16 protein-coding genes are annotated in these 17,712 nt (G+C 73.1%); 14 read left to right on the top strand and 2 right to left on the bottom strand.

Features of this window, described 5'->3' with window-relative positions; genetic code table 11:
- The first annotated feature begins 278 nt into the window (after positions 1–278).
- Positions 279–893 (top strand): 30S ribosomal protein S4, encoded by a 615-nt coding sequence (gene rpsD, locus ACZ7KX_RS26840; protein ID WP_196952100.1) that lies wholly within the window; start codon positions 279–281, stop codon positions 891–893.
- A gap of 129 nt (positions 894–1,022) precedes the next feature.
- Here the strand turns inward: rpsD and ACZ7KX_RS26835 are convergent, their stop codons facing one another.
- Positions 1,023–1,349: a tetratricopeptide repeat protein gene (locus ACZ7KX_RS26835; RefSeq protein WP_470328709.1), complete on the bottom strand. Its 327-nt coding sequence runs from the start codon at positions 1,347–1,349 to the stop codon at positions 1,023–1,025.
- A 48-nt stretch (positions 1,350–1,397) separates the two neighbouring features.
- Positions 1,398–3,626 carry an ATP-binding protein gene (locus tag ACZ7KX_RS26830; RefSeq protein WP_470328708.1) on the bottom strand — a complete coding sequence of 743 codons (2,229 nt, stop codon included), beginning with the start codon at positions 3,624–3,626 and terminating at the stop codon, positions 1,398–1,400.
- Between the two features lie 220 nt (positions 3,627–3,846).
- On the opposite strand from ACZ7KX_RS26830, the gene ACZ7KX_RS26825 reads away from it, so the two are divergent.
- The 13 genes from ACZ7KX_RS26825 to ACZ7KX_RS26765 all read left to right on the top strand — a co-directional run bounded on the left by ACZ7KX_RS26825 (position 3,847) and on the right by ACZ7KX_RS26765 (position 17,701).
- Positions 3,847–4,326, top strand: coding sequence for a DUF948 domain-containing protein (locus ACZ7KX_RS26825; RefSeq protein ID WP_470328707.1), 480 nt, complete (start codon positions 3,847–3,849; stop codon positions 4,324–4,326).
- Positions 4,327–4,330: 4 nt separating this feature from the next.
- The gene (locus ACZ7KX_RS26820; protein WP_470328706.1) at positions 4,331–4,744 is read left to right on the top strand and encodes a DUF6167 family protein; all 414 of its coding nucleotides are present in this window, start codon (positions 4,331–4,333) and stop codon (positions 4,742–4,744) included.
- Positions 4,744–7,413 carry an alanine--tRNA ligase gene (alaS, locus tag ACZ7KX_RS26815; protein WP_396550418.1) on the top strand — a complete coding sequence of 890 codons (2,670 nt, stop codon included), beginning with the start codon at positions 4,744–4,746 and terminating at the stop codon, positions 7,411–7,413. Before ACZ7KX_RS26820 ends, alaS begins: the two co-directional genes overlap by 1 nt.
- Complete coding sequence (gene ruvX / locus ACZ7KX_RS26810) at positions 7,413–7,892, top strand: Holliday junction resolvase RuvX (protein WP_350521250.1); 480 nt, start codon at positions 7,413–7,415, stop codon at positions 7,890–7,892. The genes alaS and ruvX overlap by 1 nt, the downstream gene beginning before the upstream one ends.
- A 136-nt stretch (positions 7,893–8,028) precedes the next feature.
- On the top strand, positions 8,029–9,297 hold the full coding sequence (mltG, locus tag ACZ7KX_RS26805; RefSeq protein WP_470328705.1) for an endolytic transglycosylase MltG: 1,269 nt from the start codon (positions 8,029–8,031) through the stop codon (positions 9,295–9,297).
- A 188-nt stretch (positions 9,298–9,485) separates the two neighbouring features.
- Positions 9,486–11,345 carry an endolytic transglycosylase MltG gene (gene mltG / locus ACZ7KX_RS26800; RefSeq protein WP_470328704.1) on the top strand — a complete coding sequence of 620 codons (1,860 nt, stop codon included), beginning with the start codon at positions 9,486–9,488 and terminating at the stop codon, positions 11,343–11,345.
- A gap of 34 nt (positions 11,346–11,379) precedes the next feature.
- Positions 11,380–12,210 carry a shikimate dehydrogenase gene (locus ACZ7KX_RS26795; RefSeq protein ID WP_470328703.1) on the top strand — a complete coding sequence of 277 codons (831 nt, stop codon included), beginning with the start codon at positions 11,380–11,382 and terminating at the stop codon, positions 12,208–12,210.
- A gap of 274 nt (positions 12,211–12,484) precedes the next feature.
- Complete coding sequence (gene aroC / locus ACZ7KX_RS26790) at positions 12,485–13,669, top strand: chorismate synthase (protein ID WP_465727169.1); 1,185 nt, start codon at positions 12,485–12,487, stop codon at positions 13,667–13,669.
- Positions 13,666–14,187: a shikimate kinase gene (locus tag ACZ7KX_RS26785; protein WP_470328702.1), complete on the top strand. Its 522-nt coding sequence runs from the start codon at positions 13,666–13,668 to the stop codon at positions 14,185–14,187. Before aroC ends, ACZ7KX_RS26785 begins: the two co-directional genes overlap by 4 nt.
- The gene (gene aroB / locus ACZ7KX_RS26780) at positions 14,180–15,271 is read left to right on the top strand and encodes a 3-dehydroquinate synthase (RefSeq protein WP_350521243.1); all 1,092 of its coding nucleotides are present in this window, start codon (positions 14,180–14,182) and stop codon (positions 15,269–15,271) included. The genes ACZ7KX_RS26785 and aroB overlap by 8 nt, the downstream gene beginning before the upstream one ends.
- Positions 15,272–15,279: 8 nt before the next feature.
- On the top strand, positions 15,280–15,708 hold the full coding sequence (aroQ, locus tag ACZ7KX_RS26775) for a type II 3-dehydroquinate dehydratase (RefSeq protein WP_470328826.1): 429 nt from the start codon (positions 15,280–15,282) through the stop codon (positions 15,706–15,708).
- Positions 15,709–15,891: 183 nt separating this feature from the next.
- Positions 15,892–16,812, top strand: a complete 921-nt coding sequence (locus ACZ7KX_RS26770; RefSeq protein ID WP_470328825.1) for an AAA family ATPase — start codon at positions 15,892–15,894, stop codon at positions 16,810–16,812.
- Positions 16,813–16,891: 79 nt separating this feature from the next.
- A complete protein-coding gene (locus ACZ7KX_RS26765) occupies positions 16,892–17,701 on the top strand; it encodes an Fpg/Nei family DNA glycosylase (RefSeq protein WP_470328701.1) in 810 nt (269 codons plus the stop codon).
- Positions 17,702–17,712 lie beyond the last annotated feature (11 nt).

Raw genomic sequence — 17,712 nt, 5'->3', positions numbered from 1 at the left:
CCGGGACGGCGGCGGGGGAGACCCCACCGACCGGCCGCACCAGCGGGACATCGGCGGTAGGCCCCTTCCGAGGGGCCCGCACCAGGAGCGTCGCGCACCGTTTCGGTGTCGCGGGTGGCCCAGGTTCTGGGCCGGCCCGTGTGACAAGCACTCTCGTGCCCGGCTCCGGAGAGCGGCTGATCCCATCGCGCAGGCGGCGGGGTTTTCTCCGGGTCGCGACGTGCGACCTCCGTCAACACCTGGTGAAGCCGTATTCGTAAGCAAGGAAGGTTTGGTTCATGGCGAACCAGAAGCGTCCCAAGGTCAAGATCGCGCGTGCGCTCGGCGTGCCGCTGACCCCGAAGTCCGTCAAGTACTTCGAGGCCCGCCCGTACCCGCCCGGCCAGCACGGCCGTGGTCGCAAGCAGAACTCGGACTACAAGGTCCGTCTGCTTGAGAAGCAGCGTCTTCGCGCCCAGTACGACCTGAGCGAGAAGCAGCTGTCGCGTGCGTTCGACCGCGCGAAGAAGGCCGAGGGCAAGACCGGTGAGGCGCTCGTCGCCGAGCTGGAGACCCGTCTGGACTCCCTGGTCCTGCGTTCGGGCATCGCCCGCACCATCTACCAGGCCCGCCAGATGGTCGTCCACGGCCACATCGAGGTCAACGGTGGCAAGGTCAACAAGCCGTCGTTCCAGATGAAGCCGGGCTTCGTGGTGACCGTCCGCGAGCGCAGCAAGGAGAAGGTCCCCTTCCAGGTCGCCCGTGAGGGTGGCTACGCGGGTGAGGGCCAGACCCCGAAGTACCTTGAGGTCAACCTGAAGGCCCTGGCCTTCCGCCTGGACCGTGCGCCGCAGCGCAAGGAGGTCCCGGTGATCTGTGACGAGCAGCTCGTCGTCGAGTACTACTCGCGCTGACCCGCGAGCGGTTCCGCTCTTCGCAGGACCACGAGTGAGCCCCCGTCGCCTTTCGAGGCGGCGGGGGCTCGCCCCTTTTCCGGGCGTCGCCGGTTCTCCCGACGTCGCCGGTTCTCCGGGTGCCGCCGGTCAGATGCTCTCGCCGGCCATCGCGGCGGCCAGCCGCAGGTGCGGGCGGGCCTCCTCGGTGCGGCCCTGGCGCTCCAGGGTGCGGCCGAGCATCATCCGGGCGTAGTCCTCGGCCGGGTCGGCGTCCAGGATCCGGATCAACTCGGCCTCGGCGCGGCCGAGTTGGGCGGAGTGGTAGTAGCTGCGGGCGAGCAGCAGCCGGACGGACAGGTTGGCCGGCTCCTCGGCCAGCACGCCCTCAAGCATGCGGGCGGCGTCGGTGTACGCCTTGGAGTCGAAGTAGAACTTCGCCATGCGGTACTCGTCGGCGGTGTTGTGGACGGCCATGGTGTTCCTTCCGGGTGGATCCTTGCCTCCTCAAGCAACAGACAAGTTTCAACTATTCCGGACCGGTGAGGGGGCCGGCGCGGGCGGCACCGAGCAGGGCCCGGGACCGCGCTCGGGGCCCTCCGCCGAGCCTCCGCCGCCGAGCGCCCGGCTGACGGCCTCGTCCACGTCCAGCCGGGCCCCGGCCTCGTAGCACTCCCGGTACTCCTGCTCGGTCAGCCCGGCCCGGGCCCGCTCGGCGCACTCCTGGTGGGTGCCGAAGAAGTTCCGCGAGCCGAGGAACGGGGTGCCGACCGCGCGCCAGATCCGGTGCGCGGCGCCCTGCAGCAACCGGGCCTCGCGCAGGTCGCCCGCCTCGTCCGGGCCGTTCGGCTCGGTCTCCAGCAGCGCCAGCAGGTCGATCCCCAGCACGATGCCGAGCAGGTCGTGGAAGAGGTGGTTCAGCCGTACGCACTCCCGGGCCAGCGCGCGGGCCGCCTGGACCGCGCCGTCCAGCCAGTGCGAGTACGCCGTCGCGTACAGCACGTACGCGTACGCCCACTGCTCGCCGTGCTCCTCGCACAGGTCGCGGGCCTGCCCGAACCAGAGCTCGCCGCTGTCCAGGTCGCCCTGGAACAGGTAGGCCAGGCCGAGCTCCAGCATGGCCATCGCGACGTTGCTGTTGAGCTCGCCGATGGTCCGGTAGTGCCAGAGCGCCTCCTCGAACAGCTCGGCGGCGCGGTGCGGGTCGTCGCCGATCAGGGCGGCGCAGCCCTGGCGGTGGACGGCGTAGGCGAGGGCCCGGTCGTCACCGGTGTCCAGGGCCTGGCGGCGGCACTCCTCCAGGGCGGGACGGGCGGCCGCCAGGTCCCCCTGGAGCGTGGCCGTGTAGCCGGTCACCCAGAGCGCCTTGGCCCGGGCCTCGGTGGGTTCGCGGTCCAGCGCGAGTGCGCGGTCCAGCCAGTGCCGGCCCTCGCCGAGGTGGCCGCAGCCGACCCAGTAGAACCAGAGCGTGCCGGCCAGCAGCAGGGCGATCTGCTCCTCGCCGGGCTCGCCGAGGCAGAACTCCAGCGCCGCGCGGAGGTTGGCGTGGGCCAGCCCGGTGCGTTCGGCGGTCTCCGCCTGGCGGGGGCCGAACCACTCCACCTCGCCCCAGGTGGCGACGCCCAGGTACCAGTCCCGGTGGCGGCGGCGCAGCCGCGGCTCCTCGCCGGCGGCGCGCAGCCAGTGGCCGCCGTACTCGCGCAGGGTGTCCAGCAGCCGGAAGCGGACGCCGAAGGCGCTGTCCTCGCGCAGCACCACGGACTTGGCGACCAGCTCGTCGAGCAGGTCCAGCACGTCCTCGGGCTCGATGCCGTCGCCGGCGCAGACGTACTCGGCGGCCTCAAGGTCGAAGCTGCCGGCGAAGATCGACAGGCGGGCCCAGAGTAAACGTTCCTGCACCGTGCAGAGCTCATGACTCCAGCCGATCGTCGTCCGCAGCGTCTGGTGCCGCAGCAGCGCCGTCCGGGAGCCGCCGGTGAGCAGCCGGAAGCGGTCGTCCAGGCGGGCGGTGATCTGCTCCACGGACAGCGCGCGCAGCCGCCCGGCCGCCAGCTCCACGGCCAGCGGGATGCCGTCCAGCCGTCGGCAGAGCAGGCCGACCGCCTCGGCGTTGGCCTCGGTCACGGCGAAGGAGGGCAGCACCGCCCGGGCCCGGTCGGCGAACAGCCGCACCGCGTCCGGCAGCGCGCCGGGCCCGGCGGGGCCGGCCGGCGCCGGGTCGACCGGCAGCGGCGCGAGGGTCAGCAGGTGCTCGCCGGAGGCGCGCAGCGCGGTGCGGCTGGTGGCCAGCAGGCGCAGGCCGGGCAGCGCCCGCAGCAGGGCGTCCGCCAGCTCGGCGCAGGCCTCGACCAGGTGCTCGCAGCCGTCCAGCACCAGCAGCAGGCGGCGGCCGGCCAGCCGCTCGGTCAGCACGTCCAGCGGCGGACGGGCGGTGCCGTCGGTCAGCCGCAGGGCCTCCAGGAGGGCGTGGCCGAGCAGCAGCGGGTCCTGCACCGGGGCGATGTCCACCAGCCAGGTGCCGTCCGGGAACCCGCCGCCCGCGCGGGCCGCCGCGCGCAGCGCCAGCCGGCTCTTGCCCACCCCGCCCGGACCGGTCACCGTCACCAGCCGGGCCGTGGCCAGCAGACGCGCCAGTTCGGCCAGTTCCCGCTGCCGCCCGACGAAGCCGGTCACCTCGGCCGGCAGCCGGCCGTGCTCCGGCTCGCGCGGCCCCGCCGGGGGCTCCCCGGGCTGTGCTGTCCAGTCGCCGGCCAAGCGCTGCTCCCGTGTTCCAGGCCGGACCGTTCGCGGCCCGGACGTGCTCGGGCCGTCCGCGCGACGGCCTGCCTGGCAGAACGAGGTGACCGGCCGGTAGGTTACGCGCGCGGATCGCACACCCGGTCGGACCGACCGCGTCGACAACCCGGTCCGGAAACCGGGCGTGGGCGCGATAGGGTTCCGTCTGGAGAACAGCAAGGCGAGGGAGCGCGCAAAGGTGTCCGTGGGAGAGCTGGCCGGATTGCTCGTCGCCGTGTTCTGGGCGGTCCTGGTCACCCTGCTCGCCGTGGTCCTCGTCCGCCTCTCGCGGGTGCTGAAGGAGGCCGCCGTCCTGGTCTCCGCCGTCACCGAACAGGCCGTGCCCCTGCTGACCGACGCGGGCGCCGCGGTGCGCAGCGCCAACGAGCAGCTGGAGCGGGTGGACGAGATCACCGCCAACGTGCAGGACGCCGCCGCCAACGCCAACGCGCTCTCCTCCACCGTGGCCGCCACCCTGGGCGGACCGCTGGTGAAGGTCGCGGCCTTCAGCTACGGCGTCCGCAAGGCCGTCGCCAAGCAGCAGGGCCACCTGCCGTCCGTGCCGGTGCAGACCGGCGAGCGCGACGAGCTGGCCCGGCTGATCCGGGCCGAGGTGCGCGCCGCGACCGCGCCCAGGGGCGGCCTGCTCTCCAGGGTCCGTCGAGCGGTGAGGGGCTGACGTCATGGCACGCATCTTCTGGATGGCGGTCGGCGCCGGTGCCGCGGTGTGGGCCATGAACAAGGCCAACGGCGCGGTGCAGAAGCTCACGCCGGACAGCCTCTCCGGCACCGCCGCGCGCGGCGCGCTGCACCTGGGCGACCTCGCCAAGCAGTTCGCCCAGGACGTGCGGGCCGGCATGGCCGAGCGCGAGGAGCAGCTGAAGGACGACCTCGGGCTGCACGGCACCGCCGTGGTCGAGCCCCGAAGAGTCCTGCGCGGCGAGCTGCATTACCGAGCTATCTCGGCGGCGCCCGGAAGCCGGGCCGCCGCCCTGCCCCCCGCCCGCGGTTCCCGGACCGCTCCCCAAGCCATTGAAGAAACGCCCCGCCGCGCCCTGCCGCCGCGGGGCGGCACCCCGAACCGGAAGGACCACTAATGGAGTCGGCTGAGATCCGCCGCCGCTGGCTGCGCTTCTTCGAGGAGCGCGGCCACACCGTCGTTCCGTCGGCGTCCCTGGTCGCCGACGACCCCACCCTGCTGCTCGTCAACGCCGGCATGGTGCCGTTCAAGCCCTACTTCCTGGGCGAGGTCAAGCCGCAGTTCTCGCGCGCCACCAGCGTCCAGAAGTGCGTGCGCACCCTGGACATCGAGGAGGTCGGGAAGACCACCCGGCACGGCTCCTTCTTCCAGATGTGCGGCAACTTCTCCTTCGGCGACTACTTCAAGGAAGGAGCCATCAAGTTCGCGTGGGACCTGCTCACCACGCCCGTCGCGGACGGTGGCTACGGCCTGGAGGAGGAGAAGCTCTGGATCACCGTCTACAAGGACGACGACGAGGCCGAGCAGATCTGGCGTGACGTCATCGGCGTCCCCGCCGAGCGGATCCAGCGCCTCGGCATGAAGGACAACTTCTGGTCGATGGGCGTCCCCGGCCCGTGCGGCCCGTGCTCGGAGATCAACTACGACCGCGGCCCCGCGTACGGCGAGGAGGGCGGCCCGGCCGTCAACGGCGAGCGCTACCTGGAGATCTGGAACCTGGTCTTCATGCAGTACGAGCGCGGCCACGGCGACGGCAAGGACGGCTTCGAGATCCTCGGCGACCTGCCGAGCAAGAACATCGACACCGGCCTCGGCCTGGAGCGCCTCGCCGCCATCCTGCAGGGCGTCGACAACCTCTTCGAGATCGACACCAGCCGGATGATCCTCGACCGCGCCGCCGAGCTGACCGGTCACGCCTACGGCGCCGACCACAAGTCGGACGTCTCGCTGCGCGTGGTCACCGACCACATCCGCACCGCGCTGATGCTGGTCGGCGACGGCGTCACCCCCGGCAACGAGGGCCGCGGCTACGTGCTGCGCCGCATCCTGCGCCGCGCCATCCGCAACATGCGCCTGCTGGGTGCCACCGAGCCGGTGGCCAAGGAGCTCATCGACGTCGCCATCAAGGCGATGGCGCCGCAGTACCCCGAGCTGGAGACCGACCGCAAGCGCATCGAGACGGTCGTCGTCGGCGAGGAGGCGGCCTTCCTCCAGACCCTGAAGGCCGGCACCAACCTGCTGGACGCCGCGGTCACCGACACCAAGCAGTCCGGTGGCGTGGTGCTCTCCGGCGAGCAGGCGTTCAAGCTGCACGACACCTACGGCTTCCCGATCGACCTCACCCTGGAGATGGCCGAGGAGCAGGGCCTCCAGGTGGACGAGGCCGGCTTCCGCCGCCTGATGCAGGAGCAGCGGGACCGCGCCAAGGCGGACGCCAAGGCCAAGAAGATGGGCCACGCCGACGTCGCCGCGTACCGCGAGGTCGCCGACAAGTCCGGCGCGAGCGTCTTCACCGGCTACTCCCTCACCGAGGGCGAGGCCACCGTGGTCGGCCTGCTGGTGGACGGCGTGCCCTCGCCGGCCGCCTCCGAGGGCGACGAGATCGAGATCATCCTCGACCGCACCCCGTTCTACGCCGAGGGCGGCGGCCAGCTCGCCGACCACGGCCGGATCCGGCTGGAGTCCGGCGCGGTGGTGGAGATCCGCGACGTGCAGCAGCCCGTCCCGGGCGTCATCGTGCACTCCGGCGGCGTGCTGTTCGGCGAGGTCGTGCTGGGCGCCTCGGCGTACGCCACGATCGACACCGAGCGCCGCCGGGCGATCGCCCGCGCCCACTCGGCCACCCACCTGACCCACCAGGCGCTGCGCGACGCGCTCGGCCCGACGGCCGCCCAGGCCGGCTCCGAGAACGCCCCCGGCCGCTTCCGCTTCGACTTCGGCTCGCCCGCGGCCGTCCCGGGCACCGTGCTGGTCGACGTCGAGCAGAAGATCAACGACGTGCTGGGCCGCGAACTCGACGTCACCGCCGAGGTCATGACGATGGACCAGGCCCGCAAGGCCGGCGCCATCGCGATGTTCGGCGAGAAGTACGGCGACGAGGTCCGGGTCGTCACCATCGGCGACTTCTCCAAGGAGCTGTGCGGTGGCACGCACGTCGGCAACACCGCCCAGCTCGGCCTGGTGAAGCTGCTCGGCGAGTCCTCGATCGGCTCCGGCGTGCGCCGCGTGGAGGCGCTGGTCGGCGTCGACGCGTACAAGTTCCTGGCGCGTGAGCACACCGTGGTCTCCCAGCTCACCGAGCTGGTCAAGGGCCGTCCGGAGGAGCTGCCGGAGAAGATCTCGGGCATGCTCGCCAAGCTCAAGGACGCCGAGAAGGAGATCGAGCGCTTCCGCGCCGAGAAGGTGCTGGCCGCCGCGGCGGGCCTGGCCGACTCGGCCGAGGACGTGCACGGCATCGCCGTGGTCGCCGCGCAGGTCGCCGACGGCGTGGGCGCGGACGAGCTGCGCAAGCTGGTCCTGGACGTGCGCGGCCGCCTCGGCTCGCGCCCGGCCGTGGTCGCCGCCTTCACCGTGGCGAACGACCGCCCGCTGACCGTGATCGCCACCAACGAGGACGCCCGCGGCCGCGGCATCAAGGCCGGCGAGCTGGTCCGGACCGCCGCCAAGACCCTCGGCGGCGGCGGTGGCGGCAAGGACGACGTGGCCCAGGGCGGCGGCTCCAACCCGGCCGCGGTCGGCGAGGCCATCGCCGCGGTGCGCGGCCTGGTCGCGGAGCGCGCCAGCTGATGGAGCAGGAGGAGAGGCCCTTCCGGCGTGGGCGGCGGATCGCCGTCGACGTCGGTGACGCCCGGATCGGGGTCGCGTCCTGCGACCCCGACGGGGTGCTCGCCACGCCCGTGGAGACCGTCCCGGCCGGCGTGAAGTCGCAGGCCAGGATCGCCGCCATCGTCGACGAGTACGGCGCGATGGAGGTGATCGTCGGGCTGCCGCGCTCGCTGAGCGGCAAGGAGGGCCCGGCGGCGGAGAAGGTCCGCGCGTACGCGGCGCGGCTGGCCAACCGGCTCTACCCGGTGCCGGTGCGGCTGGTGGACGAGCGGATGTCGACCGTCACCGCGACCCACGGGCTGCGGGCGTCGGGGGTCAAGGCGAAGAAGGGCCGCTCGGTGGTCGACCAGGCCGCCGCGGTGGTGATCCTGCAGACCGCCCTTGAGTCCGAACGGGTGAGCGGACGCCCGCCCGGTGAGAGCGTCGAGGCGGTCGGCTGAGGAGCCTGATCTAACGTCCCGATTGAGGGGTCCGTGCGGACGCGTCCGCACGGACCCCTCTTCGTTCGTTTCCGATGCCGTTCCGGATCGATTGTGGTCGATCCGGAACGGTCTGGGACCGTCGAGGGGACGCGCGATGACCGACCAGGACTTCCATCCCGGGCTCACCCCCGGACACCTGGGTGCGCCGGTGCTGGAGCCGGAGGGCCGGCCGCCGTCCGCGCCCCGTCCGCGCTTCGATGCGCCGGATCCCCACCGGCGGCGCAACGGTCTGGCCTGCGGGCTCACCGCGCTCGCGCTGGTCGCGGTGTTCGGCGGGGTCGGGCTGACCGGCTACACGTGGTTCCAGGCGCAGCGCAAACCCCCGGCCGCCGCCGACTTCGCCGGACAGGGCACCGGCAGCGTCCAGGTCTCGGTGCCGGAGGGCGCCGGCCTGTCCCAGATCGCGTCCGCCCTCGTCCGCAACGGCGTGGTGGCCAGCTCGCTCGCCTTCACCCGGGCCGCGAAGGGCAGCGCCGCCGCCGCCGGGCGGATCCAGCCCGGGACGTACACGCTGAAGCAGAAGATGTCGGCCGTCGCGGCGCTGGCCGTCCTGATCGACCCGGCCAACGCCAACGGCCTGACCATCCCCGAGGGCTGGCGCGGCTACCAGATCTACGCCGCCATCGACAAGAAGCTCGGCCTGCCCGACGGCACCACCCAGCGCACCGCCCAGGAGCAGGGCGCCGAGCTCGGCCTGCCGGACTTCACGAACGGCAGCCCCGAGGGCTACCTGTTCCCGGCGACGTACGCCGTCACCGACGGGACCACCGCGGTCGACCTGCTGAAGCAGATGGTGGAGCGGGCCGGCAAGGAGTTCACCAGGGACGACGCCAACGTCGTCGCGCAGAACCTCGGACAGACCGTGTACGGGCTGGTCACCGTGGCCAGCATGGTCCAGGGCGAGGCCGACAACACCGAGGACATGGGCAAGGTGGCCAGGGTGATCTACAACCGGCTGGCCAAGCACATGCCGCTGCAGCTGGACTCCACGATCAACTACGCGCTCGGCCGGTCGACCCTGAACACCACGGTGACCGAGACCAAGCTGGACTCCCCGTACAACACCTACCTGCACCCCGGGCTGCCGCCGACGCCGATCTCCAACCCGGGGCGGCAGGCGATCATGGCGGCGCTGGACCCGACGCCGGGGGACTGGCTGTACTTCGTCACCGTGAAGCCCGGGGACACCCGCTTCACCGACAGCTTCGACGTGCAGCAGCGCAACGTGGCGGAGTTCAACGCCAACCGGGCGGCGGCGAAGCCGAGCGCGTCGGCTCCGGCCGCGGCCGCCACCTCCGCCTCGGCGTCCGGTGCCGGTCCGGCGCCGGGGGCCTCCTCCGGCCCGGGTGCGGCGACTCCGTAGTGATCTTGTGTGCCGTCCGTGAGGCCGCCCGGTGACGGTGCGTTCGCCCGGGCGGGGGTAAGGCTGCGGTACGGTAACGTCTCCCTCCAGGCGCTGCGCTAGCACGCCGGTTCGAGATTCAGCCGGGACGATGCCGTCCCGGACGGCCGGTCCGATCCGCCGGCCGTCACCGTCGGTTAAGGGGATCAATGACCGATCTCGGTGGGGGCTACGCCCCCCAGGGCGAGCCGTGGCACCCCGGTGATCCCGGGTACGACGGCCGGCAGCCGGTCCCCGGCCAGCAGGACGGCCAGTGGCAGCAGTACCCGCAGCAGGGCGAGCACGGCCAGCCGGGCCAGCAGCCGTACGGGGACGTGCAGCAGGGGTACCCCCAGCAGCAGGTGTTCCAGCAGCCGATGCAGCAGCAGGGCTACCCGCAGCAGCAGATGCCGCCGCAGGCGTTCCAGCAGCAGCAGTTCCAGGGCGGCCAGCAGGGCTTCATGCCGCAGGGGCACGCCCAGCAGGCGTTCCAGCAGATGCAGCAGCAGCAGGGTTATCCGCAGCAGCAGATGCCGATGCAGCAGCAGCCGATGCAGCAGCAGGGCTACCCGCAGCAGGGGTTCCCGGGCGCGCAGCAGTCCGGCATGCAGCAGCCGGGGATGCAGCAGTCCGGCATGCAGCAGCCCGGTGCCCAGCAGCAGGCCGTGCCGCAGCAGCAGCAGACCCGGCCGCAGCCGGCGCCCGCGCCCGCTTCGGGCCCCGGACCGGACGGCATCGACTGGGAGGCCGAGGCCGCCGCGCTGGAGTCCGGCGCCCCGGTCGGCGGCGCGCCCGAGAGCGGGACCGACGAGTGGGACGGCGCTGAGGACGGCCACCCCGAGGACGGCGGGTACCTCGACGGGCACGCCGAGGCCGAGGACGGCGGCTTCCTCTCCGAGCAGGACGAGTCCCGCGAGGCGAAGAAGAAGCGCAAGGAGAAGGGCAAGAAGTCGGGCCGCCGCAACGGCGGCGCCTGCCTGCTGGTCGCGGTGGTGCTGCTCGGTGCCGTCGGCGGCGCCGGCTGGTGGGGCTACGGCTTCTACCAGAACCACTTCGGCCCGGCGCCGGACTTCACCGGCGAGGGCACCGGCTCCGTCCAGTTCGAGGTCAAGAAGGACGCGGTCGCCGGACAGATCGGCCTGGCGCTGAAGAACGCCGGTGTGGTCAAGAGCGTCGACGCCTTCTCCGACGCCTGCAAGGCCGAGCCCAAGTGCACCACCGTCCAGCCCGGCTTCTACGGCCTGAAGAAGGAGATGCCGGCCGCCGCCGCGCTCAAGGAGCTGCTCGCCCAGGCGGGCGGCGCGGCGGTCGTGATCCCGGAGGGCAAGAACTCCACCGAGATCTACGCGCTGATCGACACCAAGCTGAAGCTCCAGAAGGGCGCCACGGCCGCGGTGGCCCAGGCGCAGGTCAACGACCTCGGCCTGCCGGCCTACGCCCAGGGCAAGATCGAGGGCTTCCTCTGGCCGACCCGCTACAACATCTCCGACGGCATGAAGCCCGAGGACCTGCTCAAGCAGATGGTGAAGACCGCCACCGACAAGTACGCCAACCTGGACTCCCAGGCCGCCTCGGTGGGCCTGAAGACCGGGTACGAGGTGATCATCGAGGCGAGCATCCTCCAGCGCGAGGGCAACAACGTCGACGACTTCGCCAAGATGGCCAAGACCATCCAGAACCGGCTGGCCGCCGGCGGCGAGATCAACCACAAGCTCGGCATGGACACCACGCTGCAGTACTCGTTGGGCCGCAAGGAGCTCAACAAGGGCGACATGGACAACGCGAGCAACCCGTACAACACGTACATCAACCCGGGTCTGCCGCCGACGCCGATCTCCAACCCCGGCGACGACGCGCTGAACGCGGTGCTCCACCCGGCGGACGGCAAGTGGCTGTACTTCATCGCGATGGACCCGCAGCACACCAGGTTCGCCGAGACGAGCAAGGAGCACTACGCCAACGTCAAGGAGTACTGCCAGGCGGCCGGGCAGGGCTTCGACGAGGCCCGCGGCCACTGCACCACCAAGTAACCGCGGCGGGACAGCAGTTCATGGAGAGGCAGCGTTGACCAGCAAGCACCGGGCAGCCGTCCTCGGCTCACCGATCGCCCACTCGCTCTCGCCGGACCTGCACCGGGCCGCCTTCGCGGCGCTCGGTCTGGACGGCTGGCGCTACGACCGCTTCGAGGTCGACGAGGCCGCGCTGCCCGGCTTCGTCGCCGGGCTGGACGAGGCCGAGTGGGCGGGGCTGTCGCTGACCATGCCGCTGAAGCGGGCGGTCATCCCGCTGCTCGACGAGGTCAGCGCGACGGCCCGTTCGGTGGACGCGGTCAACACCGTGGTGTTCACCGCCGACGGACGGCGCACCGGGGACAACACGGACGTCCCCGGGCTGGTCAACGCGTTGCGCGAGCGCGGGATCACCGAGGTGCCCGGCGCCGCCGTGCTCGGCGCCGGGGCCACCGCCTCGTCGGCGCTGGCCGCGCTCGCCCAGATCTGCACCGGCGAGGTGACGGTCTACGTGCGCAGCGCCGAGCGGGCCCGGGAGATGGCCGAGCTGGGCGAGCGGCTGGGCGTGGTCGTCCGCACCGCCGACTGGGAGCGCGGGGCCGAGGCGCTGGCGCAGCCGCTGACCGTCTCCACCACGCCGGTCGGTGCGACGGACGGCTTCGCCTGGTCGCTGCCCGCTGCGCCGGGCGCACTGTTCGACGTGCTGTACCACCCGTGGCCGACGGCGCTGGCCGCCGCCTGTGCCGACCGCGGGGCGACCGTCCTGGGCGGGCTCGACCTGCTGGTGCACCAGGCGGTGCTGCAGAGCGAGGCCTTCACCGGGCGGGTTCCCGGGCCGCTGGCGGCGATGCGCGAGGCCGGCGAGAAGGCGCTCGCCGGGCGCTGACCGGACTGCCGGGCCGGGTGCCGGCCGGGTTCCGGGCCGTCCCGGCCGCTGTCCCGTCGCCGTCTCCCCACTGTTCCTCCGCCGTCCCAACGCCGTCCCTCCGCCGTCCCTCGGCCGTCTCGCGGCCGTCGCCCGGCCGGATGGTGACCGGTTGCCGTCCGTCACGCGGACTGTGCCTCCGGGTGCCGCCGGGGCATGAAAGGATTCGGACAGAAGGCACGCTCGGGCGGGCCCCGGCGGCGCCGTGGGCCGGTCCGCTGATGAAGGAGCTCCGTTGGGTACGTTGCGCTGGCTGACGGCGGGGGAGTCGCACGGCCCCGCACTCGTCGCGACGCTGGAAGGCCTGCCCGCCGGTGTACCGGTCACCACCGCCGTGGTGGCCGACGCGCTGGCGCGCCGTCGGCTCGGTTACGGCCGCGGGGCGCGGATGAAGTTCGAGCAGGACGAGGTGACCTTCCTCGGCGGCGTCCGGCACGGCCTGAGCATGGGCAGCCCGGTCGCGATCATGGTCGGCAACACCGAGTGGCCGAAGTGGGAGCAGGTCATGTCGGCCGACCCGGTCGACCCCGAGGTGCTGGCGGGCCTGGCCCGCAACGAGGCGCTCACCCGCCCCCGGCCCGGCCACGCCGACCTGGCCGGCATGCAGAAGTACTCGATCGAGGAGGCCCGGCCGATCCTGGAGCGCGCCAGCGCCCGGGAGACGGCCGCCCGGGTCGCGCTGGGCGCCGTCGCCCGTGCGTACCTGCGCGAGGTGGCCGGGATCGAGATCGTCAGCCACGTGGTCGAGCTGGCCGCCGCCAAGGCGCCGGCCGGCGTGGTGCCGCTGCCCTCGGACGAGGCCCGGCTGGACGCCGACCCGGTGCGCTGCCTGGACGCGGACGCCTCGAAGGCGATGGTCGCCGAGATCGACCAGGCCCACAAGGACGGCGACACCCTCGGCGGCGTGGTCGAGGTGCTGGCGTACGGCGTGCCGGTGGGCCTCGGCTCGCACGTGCACTGGGACCGCCGCCTGGACGCGCGGCTTGCCGCCGCGCTGATGGGCATCCAGGCGATCAAGGGCGTCGAGGTCGGCGACGGCTTCGACCTGGCCCGGGTGCCGGGTTCCAAGGCGCACGACGAGATCGTCCCGACCCCCGAGGGCGTCAAGCGCACCTCCGGCCGCTCCGGCGGCACCGAGGGCGGCCTGTCCACCGGCGAGGTGCTGCGGGTGCGTGCCGCGATGAAGCCCATCGCCACCGTGCCGCGGGCGCTGCAGACCCTGGACGTGCGCACCGGGGAGCCGGCCAAGGCGCACCACCAGCGCTCGGACGTCTGCGCGGTGCCCGCCGCGGGCATCGTCGCCGAGGCGATGGTCGCGCTGGTGCTGGCCGACGCGGTCAACGAGAAGTTCGGCGGCGACCACGTCAGCGAGACCCGCCGCAACGTGCAGGGCTACCTCGACCACCTGATCATCCGATGACCGAGCCCGTCGTGGTGCTGGTCGGCCCGCCCGGCAGTGGCAAGTCCACTGTCGGGCGGGCCCTGGCCGAGCGCCTGGGCGTCGGCTTCCGGGACACCGACGCCGACGTCGAGGCGACGGCCGGCAAGCCGATCCCGGAGATCTTCATCGACGAGGGCGAGCCGCACTTCCGCGCCCTGGAGGTGGCCGCCGTGCGCGAGGCCGCCACCGGGCACGACGGGGTGCTGGCGCTCGGCGGCGGCGCGGTGATGGCCGACGCCACCCGCGAGCTGCTGCGCGAGCTGCCGGTGGTCTTCCTGGAGGTCCCGCTCGCCGACGCGGTCAAGCGGGTCGGCCTGGACGCCCCGCGCCCGCTGCTGGCCGTCAACCCGCGGGCCCGCTGGCGCGAGCTGATGGAGGCCCGCCGCCCCCTCTACCTGGAGGTGGCCACCGCCGTCGTCGACACCGCCGGGCGCACCCCCGAGCAGGTCGCGGACGCCGTACTGGAAGCACTGGAGCTGAAGACCCCCCATGACTGACACCACCGTCAGGATCCACGTCGGCGGCAGCGCCGGCCACGACCCGTACGACGTGCTGATCGGGCACCAGTTGCTCGGTGAGCTGGCACCGCTCATCGGCACCCGCGCCAAGCGGGTCGCCCTCATCCACCCGGAGGCGCTGGCCGCCACCGCCGACGCGATCCGCGAGGACCTGCTCGGCGAGGGCTACGAGGCGATCGCGCTGCAGGTGCCGAACGCCGAGGACGCCAAGAGCGTCGAGGTCGCCGCGTACTGCTGGTCGGTGCTCGGGCAGACCGGGTTCACCCGCAGCGACGTCGTCGTCGGCCTCGGCGGCGGCGCGACCACCGACCTGGCCGGCTTCGTCGCCGCGACCTGGCTGCGCGGGGTGCGCTGGATCTCCATGCCCACCACGCTGCTCGGCATGGTCGACGCGGCCGTCGGCGGCAAGACCGGCATCAACATCGCCGAGGGCAAGAACATGGTCGGCGCCTTCCACCCGCCGGTGGGCGTGCTGGCCGACCTCGGCACCCTGGAGACCGTGCCCAAGCACGACTACGTCTCCGGCCTCGCCGAGGTCATCAAGTGCGGCTTCATCGCCGACCCGGCGATCCTCGACCTGATCGAGGCCGACCCCGAGGGCGCCAAGACCCCGGCCGGCCCGCACACCGTCGAGCTGATCCGCCGGGCCATCCAGGTCAAGGCCGACGTGGTCTCCGGGGACCTCAAGGAATCCGGACAGCGCGAGATCCTCAACTACGGCCACACCCTCGGCCACGCCATCGAGCGCAACGAGCGGTACAAGTGGCGGCACGGCGCCGCGATCTCCATCGGCATGGTCTTCGCCGCCGAACTCGGCCGCCTGGCGGGCCGGTTGGACGACGCGACGGCCGACCGGCACCGTACCGTGCTGGCCTCGGTCGGCCTGCCGCTGAGCTACCGCGCGGACGCCTGGCCGAAGCTGCTGGACGCGATGAAGATCGACAAGAAGTCGCGCGGCGACCTGATCCGCTTCATCGTCCTGGACGGCCTGGGCAAGACCTCGGTGCTGGAGGGCCCCGACCCGTCCCTGCTGGTCGCCGCCTACGCGGAGGTCGCGGCGTGACCAGGGTGATGGTGCTCAACGGCCCCAACCTGGGCCGGCTCGGCAGCCGCGAGCCGGACGTCTACGGCGCCACCTCGTACGCCGGGCTGGTCGAGCGCTGCACCGCGCTCGGCAAGGACTTCGGCTTCGAGGTCGAGGTGCACGAGACCAACTCCGAGCAGCAGATGGTGGAGTGGCTGCACGAGGCGGCCGACGGGCAGGTGCCCGTAGTGATCAACCCCGGTGCGTTCACGCACTACTCGTACGCCATGCGGGACGCCGCCGCGCAGCGCACCGCGCCGCTGATCGAGGTGCACATCTCCAACCCGTACGCCCGGGAGACCTTCCGGCACACCTCGGTGATCGCCGCGGTGGCCTCCGGCACCATCGCCGGTTTCGGGCTCGGCTCGTACGAGCTGGCGCTGCGCGCGCTGGCCGAGCAGCTCACCACGCGCTGAGCGCGGGCCGGTCCGCCTCCCGCACGCGGGAGCGCGTGCCGGCCGCGCGGGGCCCGCGGCCCGGCGGCGGACTGTGCCCGCCGCCGGGCCGCCGTGTAGTGTCCCCGCTGAGAGGTGTCGGGAGGTGCCGTGACGCAGTACGCCGGAGGTGGGCAGGTCCCGCCGCGTCCCGCCGCTCCGCCGGTGCCGCCGGGGGGCGGTGCGGGGGCGACCCCGTCGGGGGCGCCGGTTCCGCCGCCTCCTCCGCCTCCTCCGCCGACGGTCAGGCCCGCGCCGGCCGCTCCGCAGCCGTCCGCGCCCGCTACCGCTCCGGCGTCTGCACCCGTGTCCGCTCCGGTGCCCGTGCCCGTGTCCGTTCCCGCGCCCGTGTCCGCTCCCGCTCCCGCTCCGGTGCCCGTGTCCGCTCCCGCGCCCGTGTCCGCTCCGGCCCCGGCGCCCGCCCCGGCACCCAGCGCGCCGGTTCCCGCCGGCGGGACCGGGCACTTCGTGCTGCCGTCCGGGATGCCCGTCCAGCTGCCCGCCCACCCGCCGCAGCAGCACGCGCCCACCGGGCCGATCGCCGTCCTGCTGATCGGGCCGGCCGGGGCCGGCAAGACCACCGTCGCGCGGTACTGGGCCGAGCGCCGCCCCACCCCGACCGCGCACATCAGCCTGGACGACGTCCGCGAGTGGGTGCAGTCCGGCTTCGCCAACCCGCAGTCCGGCTGGAACAACGCCTCCGAGGCGCAGTACCGGCTGGCCCGCCGCACCTGCGGCTTCGCCTGCCGCAACTACCTGGCCAACGGCATCTCCTGCATCATCGACGACGCGGTCTTCCCGGACCGCCCGGCGATCGGCCTCGGCGGCTGGAAGCGGCACATCGGCCCCGGCATGATCCCGGTCGTCCTGCTGCCCAGCCTGGACTCGGTGCTGCGCCGCAACGCCCGGCGCAGCGGCAACCGGCGCCTCGGGGACGAGGAAGTGGCGCGCATCCACGGACGGATGGCCGGCTGGTACAACTCCGGGCTGCCGATCATCGACAACTCCTACCTGGACGTGGCCGGGACGGCCGCCGAGCTGGACCGCGTGATCCTGGCCCGGCTGATGGGCATGCCGGTCCGCTGACCTGCGGAATCGTGGAGCTGTCGGTGCCGGCTGCGATGATGGACCGGTCCTGTCGCAGCGCCCCGAGGAGCTGACGCCCGTGCCGGAAGGCCACATCATCCACCGCCTCGCCGTCCAGAACCGGAAGGCCTTCGGCGGGCGGCCGGTCCGGGTCTCCAGCCCGCAGGGCCGGTTCGCCGACGAGGCCAAGGCGATCGACGGGCAGCTGCTCACCGGGGCCGAGGCCACCGGCAAGCACCTCTTCCTCGGCTTCGAGGAGGGCGGCTGGGTGCACGTCCACCTCGGGCTCTACGGCGGTTTCACCTTCGGCACCGGCCCGGCGCCCGAGCCGGTCGGCCTGGTCCGGCTGCGGCTGGAGGGCGAGGACGGCTACGCGGACCTGCGCGGTCCCAACACCTGCGCGCTCGTCACCGACGACCGGAAGGCCGCCGTCGTGGCCCGCCTCGGGCCCGACCCGCTGCGGGCCGACGCCGATCCGGAGGCGGCCTGGCGCCGGATAGCGGGCAGCCGGACGACGGTCGCCGCGCTGCTGATGGACCAGAAGGTGCTGGCCGGCGTGGGCAACGTCTACCGGGCCGAGGTGCTGTTCCGGCACGGCATCGACCCGTACCGGGCCGGGCGCGACCTCACCCGGAAGGAGTGGGACGCGATCTGGGCCGACCTGGTCGCCCTGATGCACGAGGGCGTCGCGGCCGGCCGGATCGACACCGTCCGTCCCGAGCACACCCCGGAGGCGATGGGCCGCCCGCCCCGCGTGGACGACCACGGCGGCGAGGTGTACGTCTACCGGCGGGCGGCGATGCCCTGCCTGGTCTGCGGCACGGACGTCCGCACGGAGGAGCACGCCGCGCGCAACCTCTTCTGGTGCCCGACCTGCCAGGCGGCCTGAGGAGCCGATCC

The organism is Kitasatospora sp. NPDC038210, from assembly GCF_055600605.1.
This window is presented reverse-complemented; position numbering and strand designations above follow the sequence as displayed.

Bases quoted from the DNA above. Each gene is read 5' to 3' on its own strand.
- ACZ7KX_RS26785 (WP_470328702.1), top strand. From the start codon at position 13,666: ATGACCGAGCCCGTCGTGGTGCTGGTCGGCCCGCCCGGCAGTGGCAAG.
- rpsD (WP_196952100.1), top strand. From the start codon at position 279: ATGGCGAACCAGAAGCGTCCCAAGGTCAAGATCGCGCGTGCGCTCGGC.
- aroB (WP_350521243.1), top strand. From the start codon at position 14,180: ATGACTGACACCACCGTCAGGATCCACGTCGGCGGCAGCGCCGGCCAC.
- aroQ (WP_470328826.1), top strand. From the start codon at position 15,280: ATGGTGCTCAACGGCCCCAACCTGGGCCGGCTCGGCAGCCGCGAGCCG.
- alaS (WP_396550418.1), top strand. From the start codon at position 4,744: ATGGAGTCGGCTGAGATCCGCCGCCGCTGGCTGCGCTTCTTCGAGGAG.
- mltG (WP_470328705.1), top strand. From the start codon at position 8,029: ATGACCGACCAGGACTTCCATCCCGGGCTCACCCCCGGACACCTGGGT.
- ACZ7KX_RS26820 (WP_470328706.1), top strand. From the start codon at position 4,331: ATGGCACGCATCTTCTGGATGGCGGTCGGCGCCGGTGCCGCGGTGTGG.
- ruvX (WP_350521250.1), top strand. From the start codon at position 7,413: ATGGAGCAGGAGGAGAGGCCCTTCCGGCGTGGGCGGCGGATCGCCGTC.
- ACZ7KX_RS26835 (WP_470328709.1), bottom strand. From the start codon at position 1,349: ATGGCCGTCCACAACACCGCCGACGAGTACCGCATGGCGAAGTTCTAC.
- mltG (WP_470328704.1), top strand. From the start codon at position 9,486: ATGACCGATCTCGGTGGGGGCTACGCCCCCCAGGGCGAGCCGTGGCAC.